This window comes from Lampropedia puyangensis (assembly GCF_004833285.1).
Classification (GTDB): Bacteria; Pseudomonadota; Gammaproteobacteria; order Burkholderiales; family Burkholderiaceae_C; genus Lampropedia; species Lampropedia puyangensis.
Map to the genome: position 1 here is coordinate 86,526 of NZ_STFG01000005.1, position 15,449 is coordinate 101,974.

Here is a 15,449-nt window from a genome sequence, read left to right on the forward strand (position 1 = left end):
CCCAGTTTTCTGAGCTGCTTGATGGAAATTCTGATTCCGTGGACTACGACTGCTGGTCGTTGGCTGATAATGGCCTACGCAAGTTTGCGGTCAAACGCGCATTGCCGGAGCCGAGAAACTTTTGGCTGCTCTCAAGCAGGCTTGCCCTTTATTGATACCGCACAATCTAACCACATCCCAACACCATGAATTACTGGAGTGATGGCCTTGACCTGCTCGATCCTTATGTTCCTGGCGAGCAGCCCCGCGTCAACAATTTGATCAAGCTCAATACCAACGAAAATCCTTATGGCCCATCACCACGGGTGATTGAGGCGGCTGCGCAGGCTGCCCAGCAAGGACTTGAGCGCTACCCTGATCCGCTTTCCATGGCGCTACGTGAGACAGTGGCAACCCACCATAGCGCAGCGGGTTTGAATAGCGGCCATATTTTCGTTGGCAATGGTTCTGACGAGGTTTTGGCCCACGCCTTTCGGGCGTTTTTTGTGCGTGGTGCACTTCCTTTGGTGATGCCTGACATCAGCTACAGCTTTTATAAGGTGTATTGCAGTTTGTTTGGTATTGAGACCAAACAAGTGCCGTTGCGCAAAGACTGGTCCATCGCGATCGAGGACTATTTAGCCATTGATCCAGCGCAGTGCGCCGGCGTGGTGATCGCCAACCCGAATGCCCCAACTGGCATGGCCTTGCCGTTGGCCGATATCGAGCGCTTGCTGCAGCACTTCAGTCAGCAAGTCGTGCTGGTCGATGAGGCGTATGTGGATTTTGGGGCTGAATCGGCGGTGTCCTTGGTGCAGCGTTATTCGAATTTGCTGGTCGTGCACACCTTGTCCAAAGCCTGGGCTTTGGCGGGATTGCGTGTTGGCGTCGCATTTGCGCAGGCAGGCTTGGTCGATGGCCTGACTCGCGTCAAAGACAGCTTCAACTCCTACCCGCTGGGCCGCATGGCGCAAGCCGGTGCGAAGGCCGCGTTTGAAGATTTTGCCTACTACCAAGGCACCTTGGCCCAAGTGGTGCAAACCCGTGAGCACTTGGTGGCGCAGCTGGCCCTGCGCGGTTTTGAGGTATTGCCCTCCAAAGCCAACTTTATTTTTGCGCGCCACCCGGCGCACAGCGGAGCGGCCTTGATGGCCGGTTTGCGTGAGCGCAATGTCTTGGTGCGCCATTTTGCCAAGCCGCGCCTGGAAAACCATTTGCGCATCACGATTGGCACCGATGCCCAGGCCCAGGCCTTGCTCGATGCCTTGGATGCGGTGCTGGCCAAAGCGGCCTGATCCATTGCACATTGAAAACATGCCACGCTTCACAGTCGCCCTTGGTTGGTTTCTGCAAATTGCAGGCGTCTTGCTGATGCCCTTGTTTGTTGCGGGCAGCTTTTATTTGTTTGCACTGGGCTGCGGCATGAGCACCACGGGCTGTAGGCTCACTGCCGGGCAGCGGTTCATGCAGTTGGCCTTTTCGAGTGAGTCCTGGTGGTTTTGGGGCGTGTTGCTGTTGCTGGCTGCAATGGTCTGGCTGGGCTATTACTTGCGCGCCAAGGCGCGACTGGCGCACTGAAGGAGCGTCGCGGTGCTTGCGTCCGTGATCACGCCAAGCGCGTGCGCTTAGATCTTCAACACGCTCTTGGCCAATCCATCCGATCGGTCGTTGGTATTAAAGCATCCCCGGCAGGCCTGCATTGGACCATGCCAGGGTGGTGCTAGTATCCTGGCACTTTAACGCGTGAACGCTTTATCCCAGCATGCTGGCCGTGTGCAGCTGCTGCGCTTGGTAATTGCGCGATTTCACGGTGTCCACCGCATGCCAGGAGCCAGTCGCCGCTTCTGGGGTGAACTCCATCAGCAAAAAACCGCGTTTTTGCGTCTCCAGGAATTTCAAGCTGTCAATCACTCCCAAAAAGGCTTGCTGAATCAAGGCCGGGTCAATGCCGCTCAAATACGCCTCAAAGCCAGGCGAGCTGACGCTGCTGGTGGCAAATTCTTCGCCGACTTTGGTCGTGCCATCCAGCAGTATCAAATCACTGTGCCAGGCGTTGTGCGTGTCACCGGCCAGCACCACCAGCGGTTTGCCCAATTGGTAGGCGGTTTGGAAAATGGCTTCACGCGCGGCCGGGTAGCCATCCCAAGCATCGAGGTTGTAGCCGATTTTCGGGTTGAGGCTAGGGTCCAACAGAGCTGCTTGTTCGGGAGTTAGCAACTGCGGCGCTTGGGCGGCAGTGGCTTTGGCGGTCAGATACGCTTGAATTGCGGCAATGGCTGCCTGCTGGGCGGTCGCATCCATGTTCTCGGCATTGAGATGTTGCAAGATCGAGGCCGGAAACTCCATGCGTGCCATCAAAACTTGCTGGCCCAGGACCTGCCAGGTGGCGTTGGAGTTTTGCAACTGCTGTGCCAGCCAGGCCTGCTGTTCCTGGCCAATCATTTGGCGCGTTGGTGAGACCAGCTCCGCTTGCGCTTGTGCGGCGGTAGCCGGGTTGGCCAAGTCGGAGATCGACACCGGCTCGTTACGGGCCGTCAGGCGGGTCTCCAGCATGTGTAGCGAGAGCAAATTGCCAAAATCAAAGCTGCGCCAGATCTTGCTTTGCACGCCACTCGCATCCAGTCGAATCGGCATCCATTCGTGGTAGGCCTTGAGCGCGGCCGCCACGCGCTGAGCATAGGAGCCCTCGGTGGCTTTGTTGTGGTTTTCTGCGCCGTCGGTCCAGGCATCGTTGGCGATTTCGTGGTCGTCCCAGATGGCAATCATCGGCATGCTGGCATGCAGTTGCTTCAAATCTGGATCAGTGCGGTACTGTGCATAGCGTCGGCGGTAGTCATCCAAGCTGATAATTTCGTGTGGCGGCTCCACCATGCGGTTCAATGCCTGAGCATCTTGCGAAGCGTAACCGCCAGCTTCATATTCGTACAGATAATCGCCTAAGTGCAGCGCGTACTCAGCGCCGCTGCGGCGTGCTTCGGCATACACGTGAAAGTACCCTGCGGGGTAATTGGAGCAACTGAGTACGGCCAGCTTCACATTCTGCACGCCTGCTGCTGGCAGGGTTCGGGTTTGCCCGACGGGAGATAGGTTGCTGCCATGGCGAAAACGGAAAAAATATGAAGTGCCTGGGCGTAGCCCTGTGGCATCGACTTTCGTGGTGTGGCTTTGACTTGCCGCAGCAGTTGTCTTGCCTTGGCTGACAATCGTTGTGAATCCCGCGTCGGTTGCGATCTCCCAAGTGAGCTCTACATCGTCTGAGATAGCATCAAAATCACCGTACTTGGCATGGGTCCAAAGTACCACTCGATCAGAAAGTGGGTCTCCGCTGGCAACTCCATAACGGAAAGAAATAGGGACTGCTGAGGAGGAGGCGTCATCGTCCTCAGAGCCAGCGCCGCATGCAGACAGGACACTGCCTGCAGCCAGCGCTGTGGAAATAGAGCTCAGGCGAATAATGAATGTGCGGCGGTTCGTGGAGGACTTGGCCATCGTGGATTTCCTTGGGATGTATTGGATTTGGCGTCAACCGCATCAATTTAAGGAGCCTGTATGTCACCGGTTTGACAGTCGATTGAATAAGCGCAGAAACCCCGCTGGGTGTTTGTTTCAATAGCCGTTCACAACTCTTGAGTGAACAGTGAGGAGACAAACCATGCAGTGCGGTCCAAAACATGTTGATGTCCTGAGGTGTTTTCTTTTTTGCGGTTGGATGATTTGGGCTGTATCGCAAAGCATTGACGCCTATGCCAAAGAGGTTGCTCCGGTGGCAGAGGAGATCTCGCCCACGCTAGCCAATGCATTCCACCCAGGTGTGGCGCTTGATCAATATTGGGTGAGTGAGAAGTACGATGGCATTCGCGCTATCTGGAACGGCCGACAGCTGATCAGCCGCCAAGGTTTGGTGATTGCAGCGCCTGCATGGTTTACCGCGCAATGGCCTTCGCAACCTATGGATGGCGAGTTGTGGGCCGGGCGAGGGCGCTTTGAGTGGGTTCAATCCACTGTGGCAAGTGCATCTCCGCAAGAGATGCAATGGAAAAAAATGCGTTATATGGTTTTTGACATGCCACTTCACCCCGGTTTGTTCACTGCACGCCAGCAAGCATTGCAGGAGTTGGTAAATACCATCAACCAACCATGGGTGCAATGGGCGCCGCAGTGGCAGGTAGATAGCCATCAGCAGTTGCATGCTCAGCTGCGGAGGATGACCGCGCAGGGGGCTGAAGGTCTGATGTTGCGCCGCGCCAATGCGCCTTATCGCGGAGGGCGCAGTGATGATCTGATTAAATTAAAAACGACAGAAGATGCAGAGGCTGTTGTCGTTGGTTATGTGCCTGGAAAAGGCAAATATGAGGGAATGACTGGCGCTTTGGTCGTGGCGATGCCCAGTGGCCAGACCTTTCGCATAGGCAGTGGGTTAAGCGATGTTTTGCGGGCGCAGCCGCCAGCCATTGGAAGTGTGATCAGCTACAAGCACAATGGTTGGCATGCCAGTGGTCTACCGCGTTTTGCACGCTTTTGGCGAGTGCGTGAAGGGGCTTCTGACGTAGCAAAAGCGCCTTGATTAGCTTCGAATGAAACGCTCCTAGTCAACGCGCATTGACTAGGAGCAGGCGGTCACTTCGCTGCCTTGCGTGAGACGGGATTTACCCCTCAAACGCCATGGTGCGGCGATACCATTCGTGGAAGTGCTGCATTCCATCTTCCATGGGGCTTTGGTAAGGACCTACTTCGTTGTCGCCGCGCTCAAACAATGCTCGCCGACCTGCATCCATGCGTTCGCCAATTTCATCGTCTTCAATGGCTGTTTCCATGTAGGCCGCACGTTGGGCTTCAACGAATTCACGCTCGAAGGCCACAATTTCTTCGGGGTAATAGAACTCCACCACATTCATGGTTTTGTCTACGCCCATCGGGTGCAGGGTAGAGACCGTTAGCACATGGGGATACCACTCGATCATGATGTGCGGATAGTAGGTCAGCCAGATGGCCCCGTGCGAAGGCACCTTGCCGTCGTTGTATTGGAGCAGCACTTCATGCCAACGACGATACACATCGCTGCCAGATTGTTGCAGGGCATTGGCAACGCCTACTGTTTGTACCGAATAATCTTTGCCAAATTCCCATTTCAGGTCATCACAGGTCACAAAGTTGCCAAGACCTGGGTGGAAGGGGCCGACGTGGTAGTCCTCTAAGTACACCTCAATGAAGGTTTTCCAGTTGTAGTTGCAGACGTGCATTTCCACGTGGTCTAGCGCAAAACCTTCAAAATTCAGGGCGTGCTTTGGGCCCAGTTGGGCCAAATCAGCAGCAATGTCGCGGCCATTGTCTTCAAACAGCAACCCATTCCATGTTTGCAACGGATACTGATTCAGGTTCAGGCATGGATCCTGCGGAAAGTGTGGTGCACCCAGTAGGTCTCCACCTTCGCTGTATGTCCAGCGGTGCAGAGGGCAGACGATATTACCCGCAGCGCTGCCTTTTTGGTTGCGTTGCAAGCTGCCTCGTCCATTGAGCATGATGGCTTGGCGATGGCGGCAAACGTTGGAGATGAGTTTGATGGAGCCATCGCGCTGGCGCAACAAAGCGCGACCTTGATTTTCATGCGCGAGCGTGAAGTAGTCGCCCGCTTCAGGGACGGCAAGTTGGTGCCCCACGTAGCGGGGCCCGTGCTGGAAGATGGTCTCCAACTCGCGCTGTAAAAGCGCCTCATCGAAATAGCTGGAAACTGGTAGTTGGCTTTTGGCCTGCTGCAGTTGAAGACTTAAATCAGACATTTCATCCTGACCTAAAGACCCCCCACAGGGGCGCGCGCTGTTGTTATCGAGTGCGCAATGGAAAAAAACAAGCCGGCATGGTCCAAGAAAAACCGCCGGCTGCGAAAGGAGTGTGATTCTAGCAGTAGTGCTGGCAATAGGGAGATTGTTGAGTTTGCTGACTGTGAATTGTCATATTGACGGGTATTTGTGAAGAGGTGTGCATGCATATAGCCCCTTGTGCCGCTTTGGCGTTGATTGTTTGCGCATTGCATGGGTGTATTGGGGCCGCTGATGGTCCAGTAGGGTTGTCTGTTCCTGTATGAGCAATGAATCCCGTAAAATGGCCCGTTTTATCCAAATGCATGGCGAGTGGGCATTGAGGGCTTATTTCCCCATGTTTTTTTATGGTTACAAAATCCAAAAAAATTGAGCCTGCTACCTACGAGGCGGCTTTGCAAGAGTTGGAGCAGTTGTTGGTGCAAATTGAAAGTGGTGCCTTGCCCCTAGATCAATTGCTCACAGGCTATCAGCGGGGTGCAGAATTATTGGCGTTTTGCCGTTCTAGGCTTGAGGCGGTGCAAACACAGATTCAAGTGTTAGATGCGAATCTCAGCCAGCCTTTGGGTGAGTAGGCATACTGAGTTTCCAGGGAGGGGGAACGCTCCTTTTTTACACCTTATGGCGACCGCATCTTTTTTTGCTGGTGTATAGGCTTGAATGCCTGGGCCGTCTCGGGCGCGTATGTCCTTTAGTTGGATTGCTGACTCATGCCAGCTACCAAGAGTACGTAGAAGTACATGCTACCGCCATTCCTTTGCTGTTTTAGAAAGACTGTTTTGAACCTCTCTGTCGCTTCCATTTCTACAGCACCAGATCTTGCTGCTAGCAATACTGCTGCAGCCACCAATTTTGCTGTCTGGCTGGACACGCATTTACGCCATATTGAGCAATCCCTTGAACGATTTGTGTTGCCACAGCCGCCTGCTGATTTGCAGGGATTGGCCCAAGCCATGCAATATGCCGTTCTGGGCGGCGGCAAACGTTTGCGGGGGCTTCTGGCGTTGGCTGCGCAGCAGGCGGTGGCACAGCAAGTGGCAGATCAAAACGCACTCCCTTCTATTACCAATGCGGCCACGCGGGCGGCATGTGCGGTTGAGTTGATCCACGCCTATTCCCTCGTTCATGACGACATGCCTTGTATGGACAACGATGTCCTGCGCAGAGGCAAGCCCACCGTGCACGTCCAGTTTGGAGAGGCCACTGCGTTACTGGCAGGGGATGCTATGCAAGCATTGGCCTTTGAACTGTTGACCGAGGAAGAACTGCCCGAGAGCCCTGCTGCTATTTCTCCTTGCGTTCAGGCGAGACTGTGCCGTCTGTTGGCTCAAGCCTCGGGGCCTGCCGGAATGGCAGGCGGGCAAGCGATTGATTTGGACCATGTGGGCAAAAGCATGTCGCAAGTGCAACTGCAGCGCATGCATGAATTAAAAACCGGTGCTTTGCTGAAAGGCAGTGTGTTGATGGGCGTACACAGTGTTCCGAACGTGCCAGCGTCCATCGCGGAGGCGCTGCATGCCTACGGACACGCGCTGGGTCTGGCTTTTCAAGTGGTCGATGACATTTTGGATGCGACGGCTGACTCGGTCACACTAGGAAAAACAGCGGGTAAAGACGCTGCCGACAACAAGCCTACCTATGTGTCCATCATGGGGGTTGATGCTGCCAAGGCGTATGCCAAGCAATTGCACCAGCAGGCCTATGCGGCCTTAGCGCACAGCGGTTTAAGCGCAGACAGCTGTATGGCTTTGCGCGGATTGGCGGACCTCGTCATAGAACGTTCTTACTGAGGTGTAATGGCCGTGCGAGGCCATTGTGCAGTTGCTGCGCGCCAATCATTTCCTGACATGGCTTGATAAAGCCCGATAAAGACAACAAGCTCCATCATGACAAGCTCAGACTCTTCAAACGATTCGTACGGATTACTCAAAACGATCAACAGCCCGAGCGACTTGCGCAAACTGCCACGAGAAAAGCTCAAGCCACTGGCTGATCAGTTGCGTGCGTTTGTGCTCGACAGTGTCTCTAAAACCGGTGGGCACTTGAGTTCTAACCTGGGCACGGTGGAGTTGACAGTGGCTTTGCACTATGTCTTCCAAACGCCTGAAGATCGATTGGTCTGGGATGTGGGGCATCAAACCTATCCACACAAAATTCTGACCGGGCGGCGCGATCAAATGGCGACGCTGCGTCAGTGGGAGGGGCTGTCAGGTTTCCCATTGCGCACAGAAAGCGAATACGACACTTTTGGCACCGCCCATTCGAGTACCAGTATCTCGGCTGCCTTTGGCATGGCACAAGCGGCTGCCTTAAAAGGTGAAAACCGCTGGGCCGTTGCCATTATTGGTGATGGGGCGATGACTGCAGGCATGGCGTTTGAAGCACTGAACAATGCTGGCGTTGCAGACAAAGGGCGCTTGCTCGTCATCTTGAATGACAACGACATGAGCATTAGCCCGCCAGTGGGGGCGCTGAACCGTTATCTGGCGCAACTGATGAGCGGGCAGTTTTACGCGGCGGCCAAAAATGTGGGCAAAACCGTGCTCAAGCCAGTTCCCCCGTTGTTTGAATTGGCCAAACGTTTTGAGCAGCAGGCCAAAGGGATGGTGGTGCCTGCAACCTTGTTTGAGAAGTTTGGCTTCAATTATGTTGGGCCTATTGATGGGCATGATCTGGAGTCACTGATTCCGACATTGGAGAATTTGCGTCAGCTCGATGGCCCCCAGTTTTTGCATGTGGTGACGAAAAAAGGTCGAGGCTACAAACGGGCCGAAGCGGACCCTATCGCCTACCATGGACCTTCCAAGTTTGATCCTGCTGTGGGCATTGTCAAACCCAGTACAGCACCTAAGCAAACCTTTACGCAGGTCTTTGGCCGCTGGCTATGCGACATGGCTGGGCACGACCAGCGATTGATTGGAATTACCCCCGCGATGCGTGAAGGCTCAGGCATGGTGGAGTTTCATCAACGCTTTCCCGCTCGCTATTACGACGTGGGTATTGCGGAGCAGCATGCGGTGACCTTTGCCGCTGGTATGGCTACCGAAGGGCTTAAGCCAGTGGTGGCTATTTACTCAACGTTTTTGCAACGCGCTTACGACCAGCTCATTCACGATGTGGCACTGCAAAATCTGCCCGTCGTATTTGCGCTGGATCGTGCTGGTCTGGTTGGGGCCGATGGTGCAACCCACGCCGGAGCCTACGACATTCCATTTGTGCGCTGCATTCCTAATATGGCTATGGCATGCCCTGCCGATGAGCGTGAATGCAGACAGTTGCTTTCCACCGCGTATGCCCAAAACCATCCTGTTTGTGTGCGTTACCCTAGGGGGGCAGGCGTAGGGGTTGAGCCGTTAGACGATTTGCAGTCTTTGCCATATGGCAAGGCAGAAGTGCGTCGTACTTTGGATGTGAGCCTGCTGCAAGAAAGGCAGCCACGCACCGCCATTTTGGCGTTTGGAACATTGCTTTACCCTGCGTTGACGGCAGCCGAGGCATTGAACGCCACTGTGGTGAATATGCGATGGGCTAAACCCTTGGATGAGCAGCTGCTGCAGTTGATCGCCCAGCAGCACGATATTTTAGTGACACTGGAAGAAGGCGCCATCATGGGGGGCGCAGGTAGCGCTGTGCTGGAGGCTTTGCAGCGGGCCGGAATCTCTAAACCAGTGTTGCAACTGGGTTTGCAAGATGCCTTCATCGCACATGGTGATCCTGCCAAGCTTTTGGCGATGCAGGGTTTGGATGCCGCTGGTATTGAAGCGAGTGTGCGTCAGTTCTGGTTGGCAAAAAACAGCCAGTCAAATTAAACGCTGTACAGGAAAATGTGAAAGCCCCATGCAGTCTCTGCTGCATGGGGCTTTTACGCTTTTTGAAGCGTGCGTAGCATTCCTTCAGTGCCTGAAGGTCACTTTAGTCTGATTGCAGACTCGGTTGTTTCAGAGCAGGATACAGCTGATGCAAGGTTTCCAACATGATGTGCGACAGCAGTGCCTGTAGCTTGGTTGTCGCTGTTTCTGAGGCTTGCATGGTGTTGGCTCCCTCCATTGCCGCTTGACTGCGCAGTTGTTCCCATATCGTGTGCAGAGAGTCTAAGTGCGGGGCGGTTTGCTGCGTCAGCGTTTGGGCCCAGTGCGCCGGGGCTTCTGATTCTGCGTAATGGCCGCGTCCCCGACCGAAGTGCGCAACAGCCAAATACTTCAGCAAGCTGGTGTGCAATACCGTGTCTAAAAAATCATTGTTCAGGTGAACTTGGTGTTTGGCTTGCCCGCGCAATTTATTAATGCCTAGCGCAGCCCCAGCAAACGTGATGGCACCTGCCAATGCCCCAAGCACAGCGCCAGCCCCCATGGTTAAACCGCCTGCGGCCAAATCGGCGCCAAGACCGCCAGCGGCGCCCGTCGTCAAGGCGCCCCACAGGCCCATTTGGCGCGAGTCCAAGGGCTGGTGCACGGTGAAGTATTCGCGCAATTGCTGGTGGATGTGACCTGCGACTTTGCCGTCAAGGTGGTGCAGTTCCAATAAGGTTTGGGTATTGCGTGCGTCTTGTTGCTGCAAGTGCCGTAGTAAGCGTTGCATGGCTTGGCCTTCGGGAGTGTTCTCGGCACCCGTTGGCGCTGTACTGATTGCATTTTTCAGGGTCGACCAACTTAGTGCAGCGCCGGGCTCTGCCACTGCTTCATTCCACTGGGCGGCTTCTACCAGCATGTTGGCCACGGCGCGCATGCTGTTTTGAAAGCGCTCATGATTCTGTGCCTGCCAGGTTTCTATGATGCGTTGGTAGGCTGCTTGTTTGTCACTCGGAATGGCGTTTTGCACCACCTGAAAAAGCCGTTGCTCATGAATCCAGCTGCGGGTAAATGCATCCAGAGCCACGACGTGGCGCACCATGGGCGTATAGGGTGTCAATGCGGTTTGCCATGCCAGCATGTCACGCTCTTGCTGCTCTGGGGTTTGTGCAGCCCCCAATTGGTTGAGCAATACGACGACTGGCTTACCCAGCCATTGGAGCAAGTGCATTTCTGCATCCAGGTAGCCTGCATCGCCCGGGTCTTCTGCAGCGTTGACCAAATACAACACGACATCTGCACTGTCGCGTGCCGCTTGCATGGCGCGTTGGCTCATCCAGAAGGGCTTGTCGCGCCAGCGGTCCCACAGGTTGGTTAGAAACCACCCCATAGGATTGCTGTGCTGGCGCAGCCGTTGGTATAGGCGTACTGAATCTCCAAAACCAGGGGTATCCCACAACGTCAGCACATCGCCTTGTGGGGTTTGCACAAGCGGATGGCCTTCAGCTGATTCGGTGACATGCGGCGCATCCCGGATGTCTCCCACATCTTGCCCAAGCAGGGTGCGTGTGAGTGTGGTTTTGCCAATATTGGTGTGCGAGATCAAACACCATTGAACCAGTGTTCCTTGGGGGATTGGGCTGAGGTCTTGGGTCATGGCCGAGCCGAGGTAAGTTCAGTGAGGAGAAGAGGGGCGTCGCAGAACATTGTCAGGGTGCATCTATGAATGCAATGTGCAAGTCATGTATCTGCGCATAGTGTTGCCATAAATGTTTGCGCTCGTCCAGGCGCTGCAGCGCCGCTGCTCCATTGCCCATTCGTTCGGCCATCTCAGCGCTATACAACCAGATGCCTTTGGCGCCAGAGGTCGCTGCTTCAAACTGCGCCATGACAGCGCCATGGGTTTCCTCTTCTGGTGTGGCAGAGAGGTTGAATAGCAGTATCTGCAGGTTGGGCTCAGTGTCTTGCAGCGTGTCTCGGAAGTAGCCGCTGTTGCCTGCAGCCTCGCCATACTCAATTTTTGGCGCAAACTGCAAATGCGCTGCCGCACCGAGGTGGGCATGCACGTAGTGCTGCAAGACCTGTTGGCGCTGGGCATTCATGGTCATGCTGAACGGGTGGATGAGTACCAGGGTCGTGTCACTTGAAAAGTCACGCGCAAGCTTTTGGAAATATGGGCTGGCCAAAGGCAGGTGCAACGATTGTCCCATTTTGAGCATGGCAACGGCGTTCCACAATGCCAGTAATAGCCGAGGCAGTACCACAACCAAAACCAGCAACAGGCTATAGGCCACAATCCATTGCTGCCCGCCTTGTTGATTGCCTGTGGGCCAGGTTTGCAGTAGCTGCATTTGCTCCAAAGTCCAAGCAGGCATGCCGAGTATTTTTTGCGCAGGCCAGGTCAAGAGATTGGTCAGGTATTGCATATGTTGAGCATTGAGCCAAGTACTTTCCCAGCCAATACGGTATTCAGCAAACATCCCTGTGACCCACAAGCCAGCAACAACACCCACTGCCAGCATGGCCGCGCACAAGTGCAGCATGCATTGCACCAGGCGCGCTTGTTTGCGTTGCAGGTAGGGACTCCAGTCTTGCAGAAAACGCTGGTAGATGCTTCGAATGGCTGGTTCTTTCATGGCGGCGGTCGATCGCGACCACCAACGCTGTACGGGGGCAGGTACCGCAAGCAATGTTTCAGTTGCTGTGGCGTGCTTTTTATTCCTGCGTAGCAGTTTGATCAGCAAGCGGGCCAGCATGGCCAGGTACATCACGAGATTCCAGACCACGATGGCCAGCAGAGGCAGGGCTATTAAGCTGAGGCGATGGGGTTCAGTGATTTTTTCGCTGCAAAAGCCCAAAATCAACGCCAGTGCAGGCAACCACCATAGCCATGCTGACCAGCGCCGAGCTGGCGTGCGCAGAGCAGCAATGTGTTTTTCTCGTGACGCTGCTGTGTGCAGCAGCAATTGTGCGCGGCGTGCAGCGAGTCGTTCTAGCTTGCGTGTATTGCTGCTTTTGTTGCTGCGCAGCTCATGGAGTGCTTTTTCTGTGGCCACACGTGTATCGTGTTGGCTCAATAGGGCCGCATCAGGGGATGTGGGCGTTTCGATGGCCTTAGCCAACAATACGTCACGGTACTGCTGTTCGTTCATGTGTCGTTGCGACTTGGCACCACCGTGCCAGCCAAGGATAAGGTTGTTGCCTTATGATAATCGGTCTTTGGTTAATGAGACGACTATGCCTAAAGCCTCCCCCAGCGCTCTAGTGTCAGCCGATGCGGCCGATGAAGGAGTGCCGGTTTCCGTCAAAATTCGTGAACGCCTGCGTGCACAAAATCGCCGCTTTAACGCCAACGACAATATTGCCGACTGCATTGAACCCGGTGAGTTGGCCGCCTTGCTTGATGAGGTTGAGGTCAAAATGCAGGGTGTACTCGATAGCATGGTGATCGATACTGCAGGTGACCACAACACCGTCAACACAGCACGCCGGGTTGCGAAGATGTACCTCAACGAGGTGTTTCGTGGCCGTTACGTGCCTCAGCCTGAAATCACCGAGTTTCCGAATGCAGAACACCTCAATGAATTGATGATTGTGGGGCCCATTACTGTGCGCAGTGCGTGTAGCCACCACCTGTGCCCTGTGATTGGGAAGATTTGGGTGGGAGTGCTGCCCAATCAAAACACCAATGTGATCGGCTTGTCGAAATATGCACGCTTGGTTGACTGGGTAATGGGCCGTCCGCAAATTCAAGAAGAAGCCGTGGTGCAACTGGCCGATCTGATCATGGAGCGTACCCAGCCCGATGGATTGGCTATCGTGATGGAGGCCAGCCATTTCTGCATGTCCTGGCGCGGCGTTAAAGAGATGGACAGCAAAATGCTCAACTCCGTCATGCGTGGCGTCTTTTTGAAAGATGCCAATTTACGCCGAGAGTTTTTGTCATTGATTCCAGGTCGTCGCGCCTGACGCAACAGGGAGTGTGGGCATGCTTGTTCAACTGATTTATGCCAGCGTGGGCAAGTCCATGTCTGCCGCCACTATCAACGCCATCGTCACGCAAGGGCGCAAGCACAATCAGGAGCGGGGCATCACTGGCGTGCTTTGCCATGGATATGGCATTTTTTTGCAGGCCATTGAGGGTGAGCGCGCGGTGGTCAATCAAACCTATGCCGAAGTGTTGCAAGACGAGCGCCATTGCGATGCGCAGTTGTTGTACTTTGCCGAGGTAAGCGAACGCAGTTTTTCCAATTGGGCTTTGGGGCAGGTCAAGCTGGAAAAGCTCAATGCCCCATTTGTTCTTAAGTACGCAGAGCGCTTGCCGTTAACGCCTTCGCAGCTCTCCGGTGCATCCGCCAAAGCCATGGTGCTGGATTTGGTGGCCACAGCGGCTGTCGGCCACCGTTAAAACGCAGGTGTATGGATGGGGCGATTTGCCCCTTTCGCGCCTTTTGGGCACCTGCGTATAGGGCTGCGTCGCCATGCTTTCGTTTGAGTCTTGCGCGACTGTGTGGGGATCGTAAGCACGTTCTTACGACTGCACCGCAGGGCGACCAAACAGACTGACAGCCAAGCCCAGCAGCACCAAAAGCATGACAGCATTGACGGCGTTCCAGCCTAGCGTCTGAATCAGCATGCCACAGCTCAGCGACATCGCTGCAGCGCTGCCGTTGTTGACCCATTCCATCAGTGGTTGGGCCTGTTGTGCCTCTTGTGGCGTACTGGATTGAGACAGTAGGGTGGTGCCAGCAAGAATCATCAAGTTCCAGCCAGCACCCAGTAATAACGAACTGACAAGAAAAGGCATGACCTGCAGCCCAGTCAGTGCAATCAGTGCGCTGGCAACCAGCAGCAATGCGCCAAGCCATGCAATGCGGCGAGCGCCAAAGCGGTCAACGGCAAAACCAGCCAGAAGGGATGGCAAGAACATGCCCAATACATGCCATTGAATCACATGGGTTGATGTGGCCAAACTATGGCCCGCGTCGTGCATGGCCAAAGGCGTAGCATTCATAACCAAAATCATCAAACCATGGCCACATGCACTCAACACAATGGCCTGGCGAATGGCAGGGCGCTGCCATAAAGCGCTGCGCGATATCTTGGATGCTGCAGATGTTTTAGAGGATGTTGGTGCCGGCGCTTTGAGTTGAGCGGGCAGGCATTGCAGTAGTGCGCATGCCAGTAAGGCCAGTGCAGCAATGGCCAGATAGGCTCCAACCATCGGTGTTGGCAATGCTGAAGAGGTGTAAATGGCCAGCGATGGTGCAAGCAATGCTGCAGCGATACCGCCAGCCAATACGATGGCTGCGGCGCGGCCTTTGTGCAGCACGTCCATGCCATCAAGCGCAGCAAAACGGTAAAAGCCTGCAGATGCCTGGTAGGCACCCAGTAACACCATAGCGGCGCAAAACCATGCAAATTGCGCATGGGCGACTGCCCAGGCAGCCAGAAGGCCTGCTGCCATGCCCAACAATGCGCCGTATTGCAGACCACGTGCGCGACCAAAGTGTTGCATCCATCGGGCCAGCAGACCAATGGAGAGCAAGTTGCCTGCGACCAATAAAGTTAAGGGCAGGGTAGCCAGCAGTGGCCATGGCGTAAGCCGCTGACCAGCCAGACCCGTTAGGGCAATACCAATGATGGAGCACGACCAGTACAGGGCTTGGGCCAGACTCAGCGTTAGCAATTGGGGGTAGCGCTGTAACAGCATATAAGACTTTCAAAAGGGGTGAAAAATAAGCGTCATGGCCACTCGCTCTGTGCCTATCTCTGCTAACACGGTCCTTGATACGTTGTTGCAAAACCTTGCCGTACTAACGTGCTGCCTTGGGCTTTGCGCTTGACCTCAAACGCAAACCTTTCG

At 54.8% G+C, this 15,449-nt stretch carries 13 protein-coding genes; 8 read left to right on the plus strand and 5 right to left on the minus strand.

The genetic code is table 11. The features are described 5' to 3' along the window. Window positions 1–185: 185 nt before the first annotated feature. Both hisC and E9531_RS06835 read left to right on the plus strand, forming a co-directional pair. Entirely contained in the window at window positions 186–1,274 is a 1,089-nt protein-coding gene (gene hisC / locus E9531_RS06830) for a histidinol-phosphate transaminase (protein ID WP_136573007.1), read from the plus strand. Between the two features lie 19 nt (window positions 1,275–1,293). After that, a complete protein-coding gene (locus tag E9531_RS06835) occupies window positions 1,294–1,557 on the plus strand; it encodes a hypothetical protein (protein ID WP_136573008.1) in 264 nt (87 codons plus the stop codon). Window positions 1,558–1,731: 174 nt separating this feature from the next. Here E9531_RS06835 and E9531_RS06840 read toward each other — a convergent pair whose 3' ends face one another. Next, on the minus strand, window positions 1,732–3,468 hold the full coding sequence (locus E9531_RS06840) for an alkaline phosphatase D family protein (protein WP_136573009.1): 1,737 nt from the start codon (window positions 3,466–3,468) through the stop codon (window positions 1,732–1,734). A 220-nt stretch (window positions 3,469–3,688) separates the two neighbouring features. Between E9531_RS06840 and E9531_RS06845 the strand changes: the two genes are divergently transcribed. After that, the gene (locus E9531_RS06845; RefSeq protein WP_244610015.1) at window positions 3,689–4,543 is read left to right on the plus strand and encodes a DNA ligase; all 855 of its coding nucleotides are present in this window, start codon (window positions 3,689–3,691) and stop codon (window positions 4,541–4,543) included. A gap of 82 nt (window positions 4,544–4,625) precedes the next feature. Here the strand turns inward: E9531_RS06845 and E9531_RS06850 are convergent, their stop codons facing one another. Next, window positions 4,626–5,756 (minus strand): aromatic ring-hydroxylating oxygenase subunit alpha, encoded by a 1,131-nt coding sequence (locus tag E9531_RS06850; RefSeq protein WP_136573011.1) that lies wholly within the window; start codon window positions 5,754–5,756, stop codon window positions 4,626–4,628. 386 nt (window positions 5,757–6,142) lie between these two features. On the opposite strand from E9531_RS06850, the gene xseB reads away from it, so the two are divergent. From xseB to dxs, 3 genes are all read left to right on the plus strand, one after another. Further along, a complete protein-coding gene (gene xseB / locus E9531_RS06855; RefSeq protein ID WP_136573012.1) occupies window positions 6,143–6,370 on the plus strand; it encodes an exodeoxyribonuclease VII small subunit in 228 nt (75 codons plus the stop codon). Window positions 6,371–6,535: 165 nt separating this feature from the next. After that, window positions 6,536–7,585 (plus strand): polyprenyl synthetase family protein, encoded by a 1,050-nt coding sequence (locus E9531_RS06860; protein WP_136573013.1) that lies wholly within the window; start codon window positions 6,536–6,538, stop codon window positions 7,583–7,585. 96 nt (window positions 7,586–7,681) lie between these two features. Next, entirely contained in the window at window positions 7,682–9,604 is a 1,923-nt protein-coding gene (gene dxs / locus E9531_RS06865) for a 1-deoxy-D-xylulose-5-phosphate synthase (protein ID WP_136573014.1), read from the plus strand. Between the two features lie 103 nt (window positions 9,605–9,707). On the opposite strand, the gene E9531_RS06870 is transcribed toward dxs, so the two are convergent. Both E9531_RS06870 and E9531_RS06875 read right to left on the minus strand, forming a co-directional pair. Continuing rightward, window positions 9,708–11,240, minus strand: coding sequence for a DUF3482 domain-containing protein (locus E9531_RS06870; protein ID WP_136573015.1), 1,533 nt, complete (start codon window positions 11,238–11,240; stop codon window positions 9,708–9,710). A 52-nt stretch (window positions 11,241–11,292) separates the two neighbouring features. Next, the gene (locus E9531_RS06875; RefSeq protein WP_136573016.1) at window positions 11,293–12,735 is read right to left on the minus strand and encodes a DUF2868 domain-containing protein; all 1,443 of its coding nucleotides are present in this window, start codon (window positions 12,733–12,735) and stop codon (window positions 11,293–11,295) included. 85 nt (window positions 12,736–12,820) lie between these two features. Here E9531_RS06875 and folE point away from each other — a divergent pair, with 85 nt between their 5' ends. Beyond that, window positions 12,821–13,552: a GTP cyclohydrolase I gene (gene folE, locus E9531_RS06880; RefSeq protein WP_136573017.1), complete on the plus strand. Its 732-nt coding sequence runs from the start codon at window positions 12,821–12,823 to the stop codon at window positions 13,550–13,552. A 19-nt stretch (window positions 13,553–13,571) separates the two neighbouring features. Further along, entirely contained in the window at window positions 13,572–13,991 is a 420-nt protein-coding gene (locus E9531_RS06885; RefSeq protein WP_136573018.1) for a BLUF domain-containing protein, read from the plus strand. 123 nt (window positions 13,992–14,114) lie between these two features. Here the strand turns inward: E9531_RS06885 and E9531_RS06890 are convergent, their stop codons facing one another. Continuing rightward, window positions 14,115–15,296 carry an MFS transporter gene (locus E9531_RS06890; protein WP_136573019.1) on the minus strand — a complete coding sequence of 394 codons (1,182 nt, stop codon included), beginning with the start codon at window positions 15,294–15,296 and terminating at the stop codon, window positions 14,115–14,117. Window positions 15,297–15,449: the final 153 nt, after the last annotated feature.